The sequence below is a fragment of the uncultured Rikenella sp. genome, assembly GCF_947628055.1.
GTDB lineage: Bacteria > Bacteroidota > Bacteroidia > Bacteroidales > Rikenellaceae > Rikenella.
Genome location: NZ_CANQYJ010000046.1, coordinates 1 through 17,760 on the forward strand (window position 1 = coordinate 1; position 17,760 = coordinate 17,760).

The window sequence follows — 17,760 nt, forward strand, 5'->3', positions numbered from 1 at the left end:
AAGGGTATCCGGCAGGCTCAAGAGATGCGTTAGCATCTCAAAAAGTTTTTCTGGTTCTCTTTGTTCACAAAGAGAACTGTTCCCTCAAACATAGGGCAGTGAATGAACGAACGGTTAAGTAAGAGGCAAAGTTATGAAATTGGGTTATCTTTACCGCGGAAAAACAGGAAAGGGATGTTAAAAAAACTGTCACTGACCCTACTTTCAGCCCTTTTGTTCGCCCTGCCGTGGTGGGGGTTCGGCGGATGGAGCCTATTCATCGCCTTCGTACCCCTGCTCGTGCTCAGCGACATGCGGCCCCGGTTTTATTGGGTATGGGCAGCCCTCGCATTCACCCTCTGGAACATATCGACCACCTGGTGGGTCGGCATCGCCACCCCCGTCGCCACCTTCGGGATCCCCATCGGGAGCCTCTTCTTCACCCTGCTCCCCTTCATGATCTTCCACCGGCTCCGATTCCGCGCGCCCAAGCCCATCGCATGGGCCCTGTTCGTCACCCTCTGGATCGCATTCGAAGCCCTGTTCATGAACAACGAAATCTCGTTTCCGTGGCTCACCCTCGGCTACGGATTCGCCGACACCCCCCAGATCGTGCAATGGTACGAACTCACCGGCTCGTTCGGCGGATCACTGTGGGTGCTCGTGGGCAATATCCTCTTTTATCGCCTCTGGAAACACCGGCGCGACCGGCTTTGGCGAGCGGCTTTACCCGCCCTGTTGTGGATCGTTTTGCCCGTCGGCGCTTCCCTGATCCGGTATGCCACATATGAAGAGAACGTCCATCCGGTGAGCGTGGCGGTAGTGCAGCCGAACATCGACCCCTACAACGAAAAATTCGGCGGGCTGACGACGACACAACAACGCGATCTCATTCTCGGCCTCGCACAAGAAGCACCGCGCGACATCGACTTGATCCTGACGCCGGAGACCGCCTTCGACGGCGACTTCTGGCTGAACGACCTCGGCAGCAACGCAGAGATCGACACCTTGAGGCGATTTATGGCCCGTTTTCCGCAGGCCGAACTGGTGGCCGGAGCGACCACACTGTTGCGCTACGACGACGGGGCGCCGCACCGGCGGTGGACCCGTACCGATCCGCTGTGGGGTATATCCTACGACGTATACAACAGCGCATTAGGCATTTCGGGCGGGCGGCGCGAAGTGCAGGTCTATCATAAGTCGAAACTGGTCGTCGGCGCCGAACTCTTCCCCTATCCGAAGGTATTCGGGATGCTGAAATTCCTGAACATCGACTTGGGCGGGATCTCGGGGTCGCTCGGGATGCAGGAACATAGAACGCTGATGGTCACCCCGGAAGGCATTCGCACGGGAGTGGCGATCTGCTACGAATCGGTGTACGGCGGCTACTGCACGGAATACGTGCGGCGCGGGGCGCAGGTGATGTGCATCATCACCAACGACGGCTGGTGGGGCGACACGCCGGGCTACCGGCAGCATTTCAGCTACGCGCGGCTCCGGGCAGTCGAAACGCGCCGCTCGATTGCGCGGTGCGCCAATACCGGCATCTCCGGATTCATCGACCAGCGGGGCGACGTGACCGACAGCTTGGGGTGGGACCAGCGCGGCTTGCTGACGGGCGGGATCAATGCCAACGATGCGTTGACACCTTATGTGCGCGGCGGGGACTATATCGTGCGGCTCAGCCTTTTAGTGCTGGGTCTGTGCCTGCTCTACTGGGTGGCCTGGCGGTTCCGCAAACGGTCGCTGCTGGTGGAGGAATAAAACAAACGGCCCCGTCATAGCCTAAGACTTCCCGATCGTGGACAGGCCCGAAAGACGCGCGCTCCCGCGCGCCGAGGCAAATCATTTATTCGCACTATGACTTATCAGGAAACCATCGAATACCTCTACAACACCGCGCCGATGTTCCAGCACATCGGCGGCGGAGCTTACAAGGAAGGGCTGGAGAATACCGTCGCCCTGAACGAACTGCTCGGCCATCCGCACCGGGCCTATCGCACCGTCCACGTGGCAGGCACCAACGGCAAAGGCTCCGTATCGCAGATGCTTTACGCCGTGCTGCGCGAGGCGGGATACAAAACCGGGCTGTACACCTCGCCGCACCTGCGGGATTTCCGCGAGCGGATACAGGCAGACGGCCGGATGATTCCGGAACAGGACGTGATCGGCTTCGTGGAACGGATGAAACCGCATATCGGACAACTGCGGCCCTCGTTTTTCGAGGTCACCACCGCCATGGCCTTCGACTGGTTCCGCAGGGAGAAAGTCGATATCGCCGTCATCGAAGTCGGGCTGGGGGGGCGATTGGACTGCACCAACGTCATCACGCCGCTGGCGAGCATTATCACCAACATCAGTTTCGACCACATGCAGTTCCTGGGCGATACGCTGCCGAAGATCGCAGGCGAAAAGGCCGGGATTATCAAACCGGAGATTCCGACAGTCATCGGGGAGTACCAGGCCGAAACGGCGCCGACCTTTATCGCGAAAGCGCACGAGGCCGGTTCGCCCCTTATTTTCGCCGACCAGCGTTACCGATGCGCCGGGCACGAAGGACCCCTGTTCGAGGTGGAAAACCTGCTGGACGGCAGCCGTTTCACACTGCAATTGGGGATGGAGGGGGATTACCAGCGGCACAACCTCTGCACCGCGCTTGCCGCCTTGGACATCCTGACCGACCGGCTGCCGCGGCCGCTGACCGAGGCGGAGGTGCGCCGGGGGCTGGCCGAGGCACGCGTGCCGGGGCGATGGCAAAACATCGCCACCGAAAACGACCCTTGCCCGATCCTCTGCGACACGGGACACAACGAAGCGGGGCTAAGATTCGTAACGGAACAACTCAAACGGCAAACCTGCGAGAAACTCTATTTCGTGCTGGGCGTGGTGGCCGACAAAGACCTCGACCATATCCTGCCGCTGCTGCCGCGCGAGGCACATTACATTTTCACGCAGGCCTCGCTGCCGCGGGCACTGAAAGCGGACACCCTCTCCGCTCGCGCCCGGGCCGCCGGATTGGCGGGCGAAACGGTTCCGACCGTGCCCGAAGCCTTAGCCAAAGCCCGCGCGCTGGCCTCCGCCGGCGACCTGATCTTCGTCGGAGGAAGCACCTTCACAGTTGCAGAAGTGCTGTAATAATCATACCTTTGTATATTCGCGCCCGATACGCCCCGCTCGCGGGGAACCGATCGGGCTTCTTAGCAATGCGCAAAAACCATGACCTGCATAAAAAATACGACCCGCGGATGCTGCTTCTCGACCGACGCCAACGGCGAGGCGGAGGCGCGCAACTGCCCGGGATGCCACAAACTCGAAGTGTTCGACTGGATGGCCGACCTGCCGAATCCGCTGGCAGATAACCAGATATTCGAGATCCAGTTCAAGAATACACGCAAAGGCTACTACTGGAACAACACCGGCCTCGCGCTGAAAGCCGGCGACATCGTGGCCGTCGAAGCCAGCCCGGGACACGACATCGGGATCGTCACCCTGTCGGGCGAACTGGTCGCCAAGCAGATGAAACGCACGGGATTCAACCCGCAGGGGGTCGAATTCAAAAAGATATACCGCAAGGCCAAGCCTTACGACATCGAAAAGTGGCAGGAAGCCATCTCGCTGGAACATTCCACGATGATCCGCTCGCGGCAGATCGCGGCGGATTTGCATCTGAACATGAAGATCGGCGACGTCGAATACCAGGGCGACAAATTGAAGGCGATCTTCTATTACATCGCCGACGAACGGGTGGACTTTCGCGAACTGATCAAAGTATTGGCGGAACAGTTCCGCATCCGGGTCGAGATGCGCCAGATCGGGGCCCGGCAGGAGGCGGGGCGGATCGGCGGTATCGCGGCATGCGGCCGGGAATTGTGCTGCTCGACGTGGATCAACAACTTCTCCTCGGTGACCATCGGGGCGGCGCGGCATCAGGAAATCTCGCTCAATCCGCAGAAATTGGCGGGGCAGTGCGGGAAGCTCAAGTGCTGCCTCAATTACGAACTGGATTCCTATATCGACGCCCGGCGCGCCTTTCCGCGGCTCAACGGGCCGCTGGAGGCGATGGACGGCAGTTACCACCTGGTCAAAAGCGATATTTTCCGCAAAATCATGTGGTTCAGTCCCGATGCGCAGTCCACGGCGGTGATGATTCCGCTGACGACGGAACGGGTGCGGCAGATCGTGGCCATGAACCGCCGGGGCGAAAAGGTCGACCGGATGGAAGACGCCGCTCTGATTGCAGCGCAGCAGCAAGTGCCTGCCGAACCGGAGATCAAGAACGTGGTCGGCGAGGAGAGCATCACCCGTTTCGACACCTCGCGCGGGGGCAGGAATCGCGGAGGGCGGAACAACCGGAACGGCGGGAACCGGCGGGGAGGCAATTCCGGCCGCGGCAACCGGGACGGAGAGGCCAAATCCCGGGAAAATGCGGGAGGGAACAACCATACCGCCCATCCGGAGCAGATGCAGAAACCCAACGACAAGAGCGAACAGCGGCCGACGGCGCGGCCTGAGCTTGCGGAGAACGACGACCGGAGCCGAGGCAGCAACAATAACCGCAGGGGAGGCAGCAGCCGGAGCGGCAATCACAACGGGAACCGGGGGCCGCGCCGCAGCAGACCGGGCGGCAATTCCGGCAGCGGGAACACTAATCCGGGCGGCAGCCATGGCGGGGAACAGGCATAAATCCGCATACATCGCCGTCTGCCGCGGCATCCTGCTTTCCGCCGCATGGGCAGCGACGGGATGCACGAACGGAAACTATATGGAGGTTTACGACCTGCCCCGTGCGGGCTGGGCTGAGGATCAGGCGGTGGTTTTTACCTTTCGGCGGGATTCCGCAGCCTTTTGTGAGGCCGACGGGGAGTGGATCGACATTACGATGCGGCACAGGGCCGATTTCCCCTATGCCGCCTTGCCGCTGGAGGTCAAAGGCGTGACCCCGGACAAACGGTTCTGGACGGACACGATCGCCTTTCCGCTGGGCGCTCTTTCGGAAGACGGCACCTATCGCTGGGCGGGACGCGCTTACTCCAACCATTACGACATCACGCATCGTTACCGCAGCGGCATCCGATACGCTCTTTCGGGCGAATACGCCCTTTCCGTGCGGCAGCTCACCGGACAAGACACTTTGCGAGGCATTCTCTCCATCGGGGTTATTGCCAGCGGGACACAGGCAGCCGACATCCGTTAGCCTTTTTCACTCCTTCACCACTGTACATGGGAAAGAACAAACTTAAGAAATTCAGCGAGAACCTCACCTTCCGGTGCATGATACAGCCGGACTTCGACGAGGTCTTCGGCAAAGACCATCCCCTTAAAGGCAACTGGCGGAAGGATTTTTTCGGCAACGACAACCCGATCGTGCTGGAGTTAGGCTGCGGACGGGGCGAATATACCGTCGGGCTGGCGGCGGCGCATCCGGAGGTCAATTACATCGGTGTGGACATCAAGGGCGCGCGCATGTGGCGGGGAGCCAAAACCGCGACAGAGCAGGGAATGGGAAACGTAGCGTTCCTGCGGACCCGGATCGAGTTCATCGGCTCGTTTTTCGCGCCGGACGAGGTGGACCAGATCTGGATCACCTTTCCCGACCCGCAGATGAACAAGCGGCGCGTGAACAAACGGCTCACCGCGCCGGGATTTCTGGAACGGTATGCGCAATTCCTGAAACCGGAGGGAATCATCCACCTGAAGACCGATTCGGGCCACTTGCACGAGTATACCCGAGCGGTGCTGGCGGCCAACGGGATTACGCCGACGGTTTGCTGCAACGACATTTACGGGCGGAGAGGGCTTGCCGATGAAGCTGTGCTGTCGATCAAGACGGCATACGAGACGCGGTTCCTGGCCGAAGGGCTGCCGATCACGTATCTTCAATGGTCGCCGGGGGCAAGGGGGCGGTTCGCTGTGCCGGATTTTCCGGCGGACGATCTTTTGACGGGCGAACATACGCCGGTACGTTGATTTGAGGTTTTTCTTTCTGCTATGCGAATCGAAATCGACGAAAAATCGGGATTCTGCTTCGGCGTGGTCAAGGCGATCACCACGGCGGAACAGCTGTTGCGCGATCGTGGCGGTGCGGTGTGGTGTCTGGGGGACATCGTCCACAACCGGGTGGAGGTGAACCGGCTGGAAAAGCTGGGTTTGCAGACGGTCGACCACGCGCAGCTGCCGACTTTGGCCGGAAAGTGCGTCCTGATTCGGGCGCACGGCGAACCGCCGCAGACTTACAGGGCGGCACGGCAGTATGGAATCGAACTGGCGGATGCGACTTGTCCGGTGGTGGCGAAATTGCAGGAACGGGTGCGCCGGGCATGGGAGGAGATGAAGGGGGTGGGGGGACAGGTGGTGATTCTCGGCAAGCCGGGGCATGCGGAGGTAGTGGGGCTGACGGGGCAAACGAATGAGGAGGCGATCGTGGTCGAAACGGTGGACGATCTGTCGCGGATCGATTTCTGCAGACCGGTGTGCCTGCTGTCGCAAACTACGCAAAGTCTGGGTCTGTTCAATATGATCCGGAACGAGATACTGAAGCGGGCGGCGGATCCGGCGGCGGTGACTGTGCACGACACGATCTGCCGGCAGGTGTCGAACCGCAATCCGCATTTGAAGGAGTTTGCGGCGCGTTTCGATGCGGTGGTTTTCGTGAGCGGCAGCAAGAGCTCGAATGGCAAGGCGTTGTATGAGGTGTGCCGGGAGGCGAATCCTCGGTCTTATAAGGTGGAGGATGCTTCGGAACTTCGGGCGGAGTGGTTTGCGGGGCTGTCGTCGGTGGGGGTCTGCGGAGCGACTTCTACGCCGAAGTGGCTGATGGAGCAGGTCGCTGAAGCGCTCGCACACTTTTAATCGTTCGTTTATTCTACCCTTAGTTGGAGGCAACCGTACCTTTTCTTCAGAAAATGTACGGTTTCACACGAAATAGCACCAAATAAACCTATTTTTTACAAACGACTTTCGTCCGGGCCGAAGCCAGCGAGGGCGGAACCGAACGCAGAGAGGTTGCAGCCTTTCGCCGGGGATGGCTCCGGGCTGGCATAGAGAGAGCATTGAGAATCAACCGTAGGTTTTATTGCACTGTGCCGTGTAGAACCGTTCTTTCTTTGAAACGAAAGGCCCCATAGGGGCTTTCCGGGCTGTAACTACCCTAATCCTTAGGCTCCGCAGTCCTCTTGCTTCGAGTTTGCTTTGGGCCGGAACAATAGACTGCTCTTAATATTGTGGTTCTTTTGAACCGCCGACCTCCGCGGTGCCGCCGGGCACTCCGACCGGGAGTTTGTTCCGCCTTAAAGGTGGGCGCAAGGTCGAACCAAGGTGCAATAGAGCAGTCTATTGCTCTCGGCCCAAAAGGATCAAAGACAAGGGTATCCGGCAGGCTCAAGAGATGCGTATCCTTTTGTTCACAACCGACGCTGCCAGGTGCCGCTCGGCACTCGAACCAGGCCGCCTCTGCCCTGCATAGGATGAGCGGCGAGGAGGAACCGAGCAGCGTTTCGAGGACAAAGATCGTTTGCGGGCTATGCCGAGGTAGCGCGAGGAAAACGAGCGAAGCGAAGTTAAAAGGAACTGTTCCCTCCCAGCACAGGGCAAAATAAACTACAGCTTTACAAACAGCCTTCGTCCGGACACGTCGCACCTGCAATAGCGAGCCAGATACCCGACAAATTCAGAAACAAAAAACGAAAATACCGCCATGCCCCAAACCGTCGAAATCACCCTGACCCCGAAAGAGGCCGCAGACAGCACTTCCTATACCGCCGCAGCGATTAAAGCCGCTGGGATACGGTCACCGGAAGACGTAGCCTTTTGCCGCGTCGTACGGCGGTCTATCGACGCACGGAGACATACCTCCGGCATCATGGGCGTACGCGTGAATATGGCCGTCGAACTTTGGCTCGACGCAGACGGGAAGCCGGAACCCGTGCATTTTGAATGGGGTGACGTGTCCAACGTTCCCGCATCGCGTGAAGTGATCGTGGTCGGGGCCGGGCCGGCCGGACTGTTTGCCGCACTGGAACTGATCGAACGCGGATTCAAACCGATCATATTGGAACGCGGCAAAGACGTCTCGACCCGGAAAGCCGATATTGCCGCCATCCAGCGCAACGAACGCGTGAACCCCGACTCCAACTATGCCTTCGGCGAAGGCGGAGCCGGAACCTATTCCGACGGAAAGCTCTATACCCGGTCGAAAAAGCGCGGGAACTATCGGAAAGCATTGGAAATACTCCATTTTCACGGCGCCCCGGAAGAGATCCTGTACGACGCCCATCCGCACATCGGCACCGACCGGCTGCCTCGCGTGGTCGCCGCCATGCGCGAGACCATTCTCACAGCCGGGGGGCGCATCTTATTCGACACACGCGTCACCGACCTCCTGCTTTCACCGGACAAAAGAGCCGTACAGGGTGTCGAAACCGGGAACGGCGAACGGATTATGGCCCGAGCCGTGGTGCTCGCCACGGGCCATTCCGCACGGGATATTTATGAACTGCTGCATCGCAAAGGGATACTGATCGAGGCGAAACCTTTCGCCATGGGCGTGCGCGTCGAGCACCGCCAAGAGCTGATCGACCGGATACAATATAAAACCGTCGATCCGTACCTGCCTGCCGCGACATACAGCCTCGTGGCACAGGTGCCGTCGGGCCTCAAAAGCGGGATGGGGCCGAGAATGCGGGGCGTGTACAGCTTTTGCATGTGTCCCGGCGGATTTATCGTGCCGGCTTTGACGGAGGCAGGGGAGTGCGTGGTCAACGGGATGTCGCCTTCCGGTCGGAACAACGTGTTTGCCAATGCCGGGATCGTGACGCAGATATTGCCCGAAGATTTTGCGGACTTGGTGCCGCACTTCGGGCCGCTGGCCGGCATGCGGTTCCAGCAGCAGCTCGAGAAGATGGGCTATGCACAGGGCGGCGGGGCGCAGGTGGCGCCGGCGCAGCGGCTCGATTCGTTTGCGGGCGGCTTCAAGTGCGGGGAAACTTTGCCTACATCCTATCATCCGGGAGTCGTGGCCAGCGATATGGACAAATGGATGCCTCGGTTTATGGCGCAGGCGTTGCGGGCCGGTTTCCGGGAATTCGACAAGCGGATGCGTGGATTTCTGACGGCTGAGGCACAAGTGATCGGGATCGAATCGCGGACATCGTCGCCGGTGCGGATCCCGCGCCAGCGCGAGACTGGGATGCACCCGCAGGTGGCGGGCCTTTTTCCGGCAGGCGAAGGGGCGGGCTATGCCGGAGGGATTATCTCGGCTGCGGTGGACGGTGCAGCCGTGGCGAATGCCGTGGTGGATTTTATCCGTTCGGCGCACTAAACCCTGCAAGACGACTATATATTATCGTAAGTTTACTTAGCCTTGTGCCGTATGGTACTGTTCTTTCTTTGAAAAGAAAGGCCCCGTTGAGGTTTTCCTGGCTGTAATTGGCTCCGCAGTCCTCTTGCATCAAGCTTTCTTTGGGCCGGGGAATAGATCGCTCTTCATATTGCGGTTCTTTGGATCGCCGGCCTTGCGGTGCGCTCGGCACCCGAACGGTGAGTTTGCTCTGCCTTAGGGCGCGCGAGGTCGAACACGCAGAATTTTTATTATACGATTAAAAAGTAGGCATTTTTTATCGCTCATGCCGCGGGGCCCTTCCTTTCCTTGGGTGACCAAGAACCGAGCGGCGTACCGAGTGCAGAGACCGCTTGCGGGCTATGCCGAGGCAGCGCGAGGAAGACCGCAGGTCAAAGGAAGCAAAGAAGTCACCGGGAATCGGTTTCGCCTTGTCGAAAGCCAGTCGTTCTGCCCGACTTTCTCAAGTCAAAACACGACATTCCCGGAAACGCTTTCGCTTGCACTTTAGATTTGCCGGGGGGATGGCAAAGGGGGGTCTCCCCCCTTTGATGCGTTTTTGCTTACTTTTGGGGCATACCAAAAGTAAGTGCCCGCCCGGCATGAGGGCTGCGAAGAAAAGGTTTTCTTAAAGAAAAGAGCGCCGGTTTGAAATGAAAAAAGGAAAGTTTTTCTGGTTCCTTTTGTTCACAACCGAGCAGCGTTCCGAATGCAGAGACCGCTTGCGGTCTCTGCTGAGGTAGCGCGAGGAAAACGAGCGTAGCGAAGTTAAAGAGAACAGTTCCCTCCCGAATATGTACAAGATAAACTACGATTCCCGGCAAACCGTCTCGAGCATCGCGATATACTGGGCAATTCCCCCCTCGATTTCGTTCAGACAGACGAACTCGTCCGCACCATGCGACCGCGCCGAATCGCCCGGCCCCATCTTGAGCGACGGAATAGACAACAGCGCCTGATCCGAAGTCGTCGGCGAACCGTAAGTGCGTCTCCCCATCGCCACGCCTGCCGCCACGATCGGGTGCGACGGGTCGATATACGACGGTTTCAGCCGTGTAGACCGTGGAAAAACCTCCGACTCCACATGCTCCCGCACCACCGCCAGCACCTCATCGTTGGTATACCGATCCGTCACACGAACATCCACCGTAAACCGGCACTCCGCCGGCACCACATTGTGCTGCGTCCCGGCATTGACAATCGTCACACTCATTTTCACCCCGCCGAAAAGCTCCGATTCTTTCGGGAAACGGAAAGTGCGGAACCACTCGATGTCATTCATCGCCTTGTAAATCGCGTTCTCGCCTTCCTCCCGCGCCGCATGCCCCGCCTTGCCGTGAGCCACACAGTCCAGCACCATTAAACCCCGTTCCGCAATGGCCAGGTGCATCCCCGTCGGTTCCCCGACAACCCCGAAACTCAGCTCCCCGAGCTGCGGCAAAATGCTCTCGATCCCATTCTGTCCCGACACCTCCTCTTCGGCAGTGAGCGCCAGGCAGAGGTTGTATTTCAGCCTTTCGGCCCCGTAGAAATGCAGGAACGCCGCCGTCAAGGACACCACGCTCGCCCCGGCGTCGTTGCTGCCCAGCCCATAGAGTTTTCCGTCCGCGATGTCCGGGCTGAACGGGTCGCGCGTCCACGCGCTGCCCGGCTTTACCGTATCGTGGTGCGAGTTGAGCAAGATCGTCGGCTTGGCCGGGTCGAAATGCAGATTGTAAGCCCAGACGTTGTTATGTTCTCTGTGCACCTCCCGCACACCGTTCCCCGAGAGGAAAGAAGCCAATATGTCAGCCGTCAGGTTTTCCTCGCGGCTGTATGACGGCGTGGCGATCAGCCGTTGCAACAGTTCGATATATTTGTCCATATATGTCTTTGAAAAGAAAAGCTCCATCAGGGCTTCCCCGACTGTAATTCTCCGAATCCTTAGGCCCGCAATCCTCTGTATCGAATGCCGAACCCTCTGTCGTTTCGAGCCAGAGAAACAGTCCAGCCCCGCAGACCGACACCCCAAAAGCAGAAAACGCCAGTCGCTATACCCGCGAACGAATCCCGGGAAACAGGCGAAATAGCGAACCCCGGGAAATCAACGTCCTTGCCCGACGTACCCTTGGTGATCGATATACCACGACGTTCCCCCGAATCCCGACGCCACGATCCGGTAGGCATCCCCCGCCGCACAGACCGTCGGCCGGAAGTCCAGCCCCTCGATTTTTATATCGGCGGCTTTCAGCTCTTCCGGCGCAGTCGCCCACCGTCCCGTCGCCCCGCGAAACTCCCGCTGGCGGAAATAGAGCTGCCGCAGCGCCCACTTCACCTCCTCGTTCCGATCCCGCACGAACGGCGCAGTTCCCTTGCCTGCGGTAATTTCCGAGAATTGAAGGAAGCCCCAGTACTCCGGTTCATGGATACTGATCTTCCCCGTCGGTGCCCACACCCAGTTGTCCTCCGGCGTCTTCGGCCGCTTCACGTACCGGCCCTCCGCCACATCCAACCGCCACTGCACGCGCGAGAAATTCAGCCGCCACTGCTCGCCGTCCGCAATGCCGCGCTTGCCGTACTGCACCTCGAGCAGCGTCGCGAGCGGAATCGCCATCTCGAACGTCCATTTCTCGTCCGTGTCCGACGGGTCGTTCAGCGTGCCGTAGAGCTTCACCGCCGACCGCATGCCGTTCATGTTCCACGCGTTGAGCGGCGCGCCGCCGTCGCGGTAAGGCCGGGTGAGCATCAGATCCCACTCCGTCCCCAGCGCATTGACCTCGAACTCCATATAGTGGTGCGTGCTGCCCGTCACATCGAGGAAAACCTCGAAATCGTTGTCCTGGAAGATCACCGATTCGCGCTCGGTCAGCGTCGCCCACAGGTTCGGCTCGATCATCTCGGCGGCGATATACAGATACCGGTCGTCCCACATCAGCTTGGCCCGGCAGCGGTGGCGCGGCACTTCCGGGCGGTTCTTCCCCTGAATGTCCACAAAATCCGAAGTCCACGGCACATCGGCCCACTCCGGTGTATCGATATCGCCGTCGACGGTCACCGTCTGCGGCGCACGGTAACAAACGTAGTGCGGCGGCTCGAATTCATACGGGGTTCCGAATGGCACGCTTTTCTGTGCCAGAACAGCCGCGGGGCCGAAAAGCAGGGCGGCGAGGAAAAGGGTCTTTTTCACGAAAGTTTGTTTGGTTTGGGTTGAATGGTATGGTTTTGTTTCGGGCCGCGCGTCGGGGGGTGGCGTCTTCGGCGCCAGCGCGCTGGCCCAGCGGTTCTGCGAACCGCGGTGTTTTAGTTATCTGACTTTTTGCAGCACGGCGTCGGTGAGGTTCCCCAAGTTGCCCTGCCAATACAGGACGCCTTTGGAATCGGCCAAAATCGTGTAAGGCAAAAAACGCACGTTGAACGCCTGGCAGACCTTCCCCTCCGCATCGACCCCGATGCAGTACCGGCCGCCGCCATCCCGCACGAGTTTTTCCGCCGCCTCCGGCTGTGCGGCTATCACCACGATCTGCAAAGCCGCCTTTCCCGTTCCGTACTTGTGCCGGATGTCGGCCAGTCTCGGGAAGAAACGCACCGACGAAGCGTTGTCCGGATCGTAGAACTCGATCAGCATCGGAGCCTCGGCCCTCGGGGCCGCAGTGAGCCACTGCACCGCTTTCAGATCGGGAATGCGCGAGCCGATCACCAGTTTCTGGGCCGATGCCGGCAGTGCCGTCCCAACGGCCAGTCCCAGCAGAGTAAGGATTTTTTTCATCGTTTTGCAGTATTTGGGCCTCCCCCGCCGAGGAAGCGCGATGAAACCTATAAACAAGGCAATTATCCTGCCAATTGCTGCATTTCGATCAGCTTATGATAGATCCCTTCGAGTGCCATCAGCTCCGTATGCGTGCCCTGCTCCGCAATCCGGCCCGACTCGATCACGATGATCTTGTCCGCATGCTGGATCGTGCTGAGCCGGTGGGCGATCACCAACGACGTCCGCCCCCGCAGCAGCGACGACAGCGACTCCTGCACCAACCGTTCGCTCTCCGTATCCAATGCCGAAGTCGCCTCGTCCAATATGAGGATGTCCGGGTTCCGCAGCACCGCCCGCGCAATGGAGAGCCGCTGCCGCTGCCCCCCCGAGAGCTTCATTCCCCGGTCGCCGATGTTGGTCTGGAAGCCGTGGTCAGTCTCCATGATGAAGTCATAGGCATTGGCCGCCTTCGCCGCCGCCGTCACCTCTTCGAGCGTCGCCGTGTCGTTTCCCATCCGGATATTCTCCTCGATCGTGTCGTTGAACAGCACCGTCTCCTGCGCCACGATCCCCAGGTGCGCCCGCACGCTTTCGATAGAGTAGTCACGCAAATCCACTCCGTCGATCAGCACCGCTCCGGAATCCGGATCGTAAAAGCGCGGAATCAGGTCGGAAATCGTCGACTTACCGCCCCCCGACGGCCCCACGAGGGCCACCGTTTCTCCTTTGGGAATCGTGAACGATATGTCGCTCAGCACCTGCCGGTCTTCATACGAGAACGAAACGTTCCGAAACTCGATCCCCTCCGCAAATTCGGTCAAGGTCTCGGCATTCGGCCGGTCGGTCATGACCGGCGCCGTGTCGATCATGCCGAGGATCCGTTCCCCCGCGGCAATCCCCTGGTTGATGTTGCCGAAAGCGTCGGCAATGGCCCGCGCCGGTCTGGTCACCTGCGAGAATGCCCCCAAGTAAGTAATGAACGCCGCCGCCTCCAACGCCCCGTTCATAATCATGTTCCCGCCGTAAACGAGGATGAACGACAGCGAGGCCACCCCCAGAAATTCGCTCATCGGCGAGGCGAGCTGCTGCCGCCGGGCGATGTAGCGCATGATGTCGGAATATTTGGCGTCGAGGCCGCGGAATTTGCGTTCGATGTAATTCGTCGCATTGTACCCCTTGACCGTTTTGATCGCTCCCAGCGCTTCGTCGAGCAGGCTGACCATCTCGCCGAACGCCACCTGTCCTTCGGTGGCCGAGCGTCGCAGTCTCTTGACGATGTAGCCGATGCAGAGCGCGATGACCGGCAGCACGGCTAAGGTGAACAAGGTGAGGTGGAACGAGATGCCGATCAGCAGCACGAAATAGCCGATCAGCAGGAAAGGTTCTTTGAAGAAGACCTGAAAGGTGCTGGTGACGCAGAACTGCACGACCTGCACGTCCGAAGTGATTTTGGAGATAATGTCCCCTTTGCGTTCGTTGCTGAAGTAGCCCGCCTGAAGCCGCACGACGCGGTTGAACAAAGTGTCGCGGATCTGCTGCAGGGTGTGGATCCGGAGGTTCTCGAGAATCCGCTGGGCGAGGTACCGGAAGACGTTGCTGAGCAGCACGATGACCACCGTCAATACCGCCAGCGCAATCAAAATATCCTTCGTGTTGTATCCGGCGCCGGTGACGCGGTACAGACCGTAATTGAGCAATCCCTTGAAATAATCGGTGCTCAGCTCGAAAGCCGGAGCCTGCGTGACGGCCTTCACCATCGAATCGGCGTCGAACATGGCCTGGATGATCGGGATCAACATCGCGAACATCAAGGTGTTGAATATCGTATGGAGCAGAATGCAGACGAAGTAAGGTACGGCATAGCGTCCGTAAGGGCGGCCGAACCGGAGAATGCGGAAATAGGTATTCATGCGGGTAAAGGTAATGTTTTTTCCGGTTTCGGCCGCTGACGTCCGGAAACGGGGCGGCGGACGCGCACCGGAAACCGGCAGAGGCATTCCTAATTAAATAGGAAAGGAACCCTCTTCGCGCTCAGGACTGCCGCAGACACTGTCTGTATGGGGAGCTCCCGAAAAACGAAGCCCGTCCTTCTTCCACCGGTCTGCAATCCAAAGAGTTGCCGATCAGCCCGGCTTCGGGTCAGCCGATTAATCGTCCCGCCCGCTCGGAATTGTGCGGGATTTTTCGTTACTTTGTAGTTATCAGAAAAACGAAAAACCGATAATGCCTTCGAACCATGAGCAAGTCGGCACGCACAAACCGGAATGGCTTAAAGTAAAACTTCATAACGATCCGCGTTATGCCGATGTCGCTGCCATCGTGCGGCGGCACGATTTACATACGATCTGCTCGAGCGGCCGCTGCCCCAACATATCGACATGCTGGAGCAGGGGGACTGCTACTTTTATGATCGGCGGGGATACGTGTACGCGGGCATGCCGTTTTTGCGCCACCCGCTCGTCGGCCCATCCGTCTCCGCTCGATCCGGACGAGCCGGAGAAGATCGCTCGTTCCGTGCAACTCATGGGGCTGCGGCATGCGGTCATTACCTCGGTCGACCGCGACGACCTGGCGGACGGAGGGGCGAATCATTGGGCGGCCACGGTCAGGGCCATTCGCACTCTCAATCCGGACACTACCGTCGAACTGCTGATCCCCGACTTCTCGGGATCGCTCTCCTTGCTGGACATCATACTGAGCGCGGGAGCGGATATTGTGGGACACAACCTCGAAACCGTGTCCCGGCTTACTCCGGCGGTGCGCGACCGGCGGGCTTCTTACGAAACATCACTCGACGTATTGCGACATATCGCCGCTTTCGGACTCGAAAGCGGTCGGTCGGCTTTGGCCAAGAGCGCCGTTATGGTGGGACTGGGCGAGAGCCGGGACGAAGTTTTGCGCACACTGGACGACCTGGCCGGCGCAGGGGTCAGACGGATGACGATCGGGCAATATTTGCAGCCTACGCCGCGGCATTATCCGGTGGCGGAATACGTGCATCCGGACGTTTTCGAGGCATACAAGGCGGCGGCGGAGGAACGGGGGATCGTGTATATCGAAAGCGGGCCGCTGGTGCGCTCTTCGTATATGGCGGACCGGCTGGCGCCGAAGGTGCGGCGGCCGCTGCACACATTAACGGTGCGCGAGGGATGATCGAGGTGTTGGATAAAGGCGTGATCGACTACGGGACGGCATGGGAGCAGCAGAAAGCGCATTTCGACCGGCTGCTTTCCGCGGCGGGGACAATGGAATCCGGAAGGGAGGCGACTGCGGACGGGGCGAGAGGGGTGCTGATGCTGTGCGAACATCCGCATGTCTACACTTTAGGGAAAAGCGGGCATACGGACAACTTGCTGGTCAGCGAGACATTTCTCACTTCGATAGGAGCGAGCTACTATCATATCGACCGGGGCGGGGATATTACCTATCACGGGTACGGGCAGCTGGTGGGGTATCCGATTCTGGATCTTTCGTCTGTGGGGGAGCGGGGGATGGGGTTGAAAGAGTATATCCACCTATTAGAGGAGAGTGTGATTGCCACGCTGGCGGAATGGGGGATCGAGGGGAAACGGATCGAACACGCCACCGGTGTGTGGTTATCCGCCGACGCTGCAAGACCGGAGAGGAAGATATGCGCGATCGGGGTCAAGGCTTCGCGGTTCGTGACGATGCACGGATTTGCCTTGAATGTGACCACGGATTTGCGTTATTTCGACTACATCAACCCTTGCGGATTTACCGACAAAGGGGTGACTTCGATAAAGGCGGAATTAGTGGGGGTGAACGGATCGGGGAGGTCTGTGCCGGGGATGGAGGAGGTGAAGCGGGTTTATGTGCGGCACTTCAGACGGTCGTTTGAGGGGGTGGTTTAAGGGTTTGGGGTAGTCTCGGCCCAAGCGAAACGCAGTTTCGCCCGTCCCGCCGGGGGCACGCGGGGCCTGCCCGGTCTGAGGACAGTACCTTCCTTCTGGACGAGTTATTTTGGTGCTGCAGACCTTTTCGGGTAGTTCCTACCCTATTCGTGTACCAAATGGCACCCGCGCGCGACGGCTGGAATAGGAAATCGTTCAAAAGCAGCTTGTGCTTTTGAACTGGATTTCCGCCAGCGCGCGGGACGAAGGCCTTTTTCGATCTGTAACAGGCCGGAGCCAGCGGGGTATTTGGGTAGTTCCAGCCTGGTTCGCGTGTCGATCGGCACCGCGCGCGACGGCTGGAGTAGGGAATCGTTCAAAAGCAACTTGCGCTTTTGAACAAGATTTCCGCCAGCGCGCGGGACAAAAAATAATTGGGGGTAGAGGCGGTCATAGCGATGCGTTAGCATCGCTCGCCCAGCAGGGGGCCCCGTTGGGGCTTTTGTTGGAGCTTGAGAGGACTTATTTAGCGGCCCGCCCGGCCCGAGGGCAGTTTCCTCCGATTAAGGCGGTGCAAACTCCTATGTTTGGGTGCCGAACGGCACCGGCACCGCGCGCCATGCCGAAAAAGGAAAATCGACGGTTTCAACGAGAGTTGAAAACGAACGATTTTCCCGGCGCGCGGGACGAAGGCCTTTTTCGATCTCTGTAACGGGCCGCAGCCCGCGGAAGATATTTCAGGTAGTTCCAGCCCGGCTCGAGTGCCGAGCGGCACCGGCCCTCCGCATGCCCGGGGCTGCGGGCCGACCGCCTCTCCGAGGCGGAGCCTGTGAAACCCAGCGCGCGGACAATGAATGTTCATCCCGGCG

Annotated in this window: 13 protein-coding genes; 9 read left to right on the forward strand and 4 right to left on the reverse strand. The window is 59.4% G+C overall.

The window, feature by feature from the left end:
* The first annotated feature begins 174 nt into the window (after positions 1-174).
* The 7 genes from lnt to Q0Z93_RS05755 all read left to right on the forward strand — a co-directional run bounded on the left by lnt (position 175) and on the right by Q0Z93_RS05755 (position 9,295).
* On the forward strand, positions 175-1,743 hold the full coding sequence (lnt, locus tag Q0Z93_RS05725; protein WP_298063592.1) for an apolipoprotein N-acyltransferase: 1,569 nt from the start codon (positions 175-177) through the stop codon (positions 1,741-1,743).
* A 96-nt stretch (positions 1,744-1,839) separates the two neighbouring features.
* Positions 1,840-3,114 (forward strand): folylpolyglutamate synthase/dihydrofolate synthase family protein, encoded by a 1,275-nt coding sequence (locus tag Q0Z93_RS05730; protein WP_298063594.1) that lies wholly within the window; start codon positions 1,840-1,842, stop codon positions 3,112-3,114.
* A gap of 81 nt (positions 3,115-3,195) precedes the next feature.
* On the forward strand, positions 3,196-4,662 hold the full coding sequence (gene ricT, locus Q0Z93_RS05735; RefSeq protein WP_298063596.1) for a regulatory iron-sulfur-containing complex subunit RicT: 1,467 nt from the start codon (positions 3,196-3,198) through the stop codon (positions 4,660-4,662).
* On the forward strand, positions 4,643-5,173 hold the full coding sequence (locus tag Q0Z93_RS05740) for a hypothetical protein (protein WP_298063597.1): 531 nt from the start codon (positions 4,643-4,645) through the stop codon (positions 5,171-5,173). The genes ricT and Q0Z93_RS05740 overlap by 20 nt, the downstream gene beginning before the upstream one ends.
* Positions 5,174-5,199: 26 nt before the next feature.
* A complete protein-coding gene (trmB, locus tag Q0Z93_RS05745; RefSeq protein WP_298063599.1) occupies positions 5,200-5,946 on the forward strand; it encodes a tRNA (guanosine(46)-N7)-methyltransferase TrmB in 747 nt (248 codons plus the stop codon).
* A gap of 21 nt (positions 5,947-5,967) precedes the next feature.
* Complete coding sequence (locus Q0Z93_RS05750) at positions 5,968-6,828, forward strand: 4-hydroxy-3-methylbut-2-enyl diphosphate reductase (RefSeq protein ID WP_298063600.1); 861 nt, start codon at positions 5,968-5,970, stop codon at positions 6,826-6,828.
* An 844-nt stretch (positions 6,829-7,672) separates the two neighbouring features.
* Complete coding sequence (locus Q0Z93_RS05755) at positions 7,673-9,295, forward strand: FAD-dependent oxidoreductase (protein WP_298063603.1); 1,623 nt, start codon at positions 7,673-7,675, stop codon at positions 9,293-9,295.
* A gap of 826 nt (positions 9,296-10,121) precedes the next feature.
* Here Q0Z93_RS05755 and Q0Z93_RS05760 read toward each other — a convergent pair.
* The 4 genes from Q0Z93_RS05760 to Q0Z93_RS05775 all read right to left on the reverse strand — a co-directional run bounded on the left by Q0Z93_RS05760 (position 10,122) and on the right by Q0Z93_RS05775 (position 14,950).
* Positions 10,122-11,177, reverse strand: coding sequence for a M20 family metallo-hydrolase (locus Q0Z93_RS05760; protein ID WP_298063606.1), 1,056 nt, complete (start codon positions 11,175-11,177; stop codon positions 10,122-10,124).
* A 219-nt stretch (positions 11,178-11,396) separates the two neighbouring features.
* Complete coding sequence (locus Q0Z93_RS05765) at positions 11,397-12,479, reverse strand: carbohydrate-binding family 9-like protein (protein ID WP_298063609.1); 1,083 nt, start codon at positions 12,477-12,479, stop codon at positions 11,397-11,399.
* Between the two features lie 117 nt (positions 12,480-12,596).
* Positions 12,597-13,058 carry a hypothetical protein gene (locus tag Q0Z93_RS05770; RefSeq protein ID WP_298063612.1) on the reverse strand — a complete coding sequence of 154 codons (462 nt, stop codon included), beginning with the start codon at positions 13,056-13,058 and terminating at the stop codon, positions 12,597-12,599.
* 62 nt (positions 13,059-13,120) lie between these two features.
* Positions 13,121-14,950 (reverse strand): ABC transporter ATP-binding protein, encoded by a 1,830-nt coding sequence (locus Q0Z93_RS05775; protein WP_298063615.1) that lies wholly within the window; start codon positions 14,948-14,950, stop codon positions 13,121-13,123.
* Between the two features lie 313 nt (positions 14,951-15,263).
* Between Q0Z93_RS05775 and lipA the strand changes: the two genes are divergently transcribed.
* Both lipA and lipB read left to right on the forward strand, forming a co-directional pair.
* Positions 15,264-16,193, forward strand: coding sequence for a lipoyl synthase (gene lipA / locus Q0Z93_RS05780; protein WP_298063618.1), 930 nt, complete (start codon positions 15,264-15,266; stop codon positions 16,191-16,193).
* Complete coding sequence (lipB, locus tag Q0Z93_RS05785) at positions 16,190-16,912, forward strand: lipoyl(octanoyl) transferase LipB (RefSeq protein ID WP_298063621.1); 723 nt, start codon at positions 16,190-16,192, stop codon at positions 16,910-16,912. The genes lipA and lipB overlap by 4 nt, the downstream gene beginning before the upstream one ends.
* Positions 16,913-17,760: the final 848 nt, after the last annotated feature.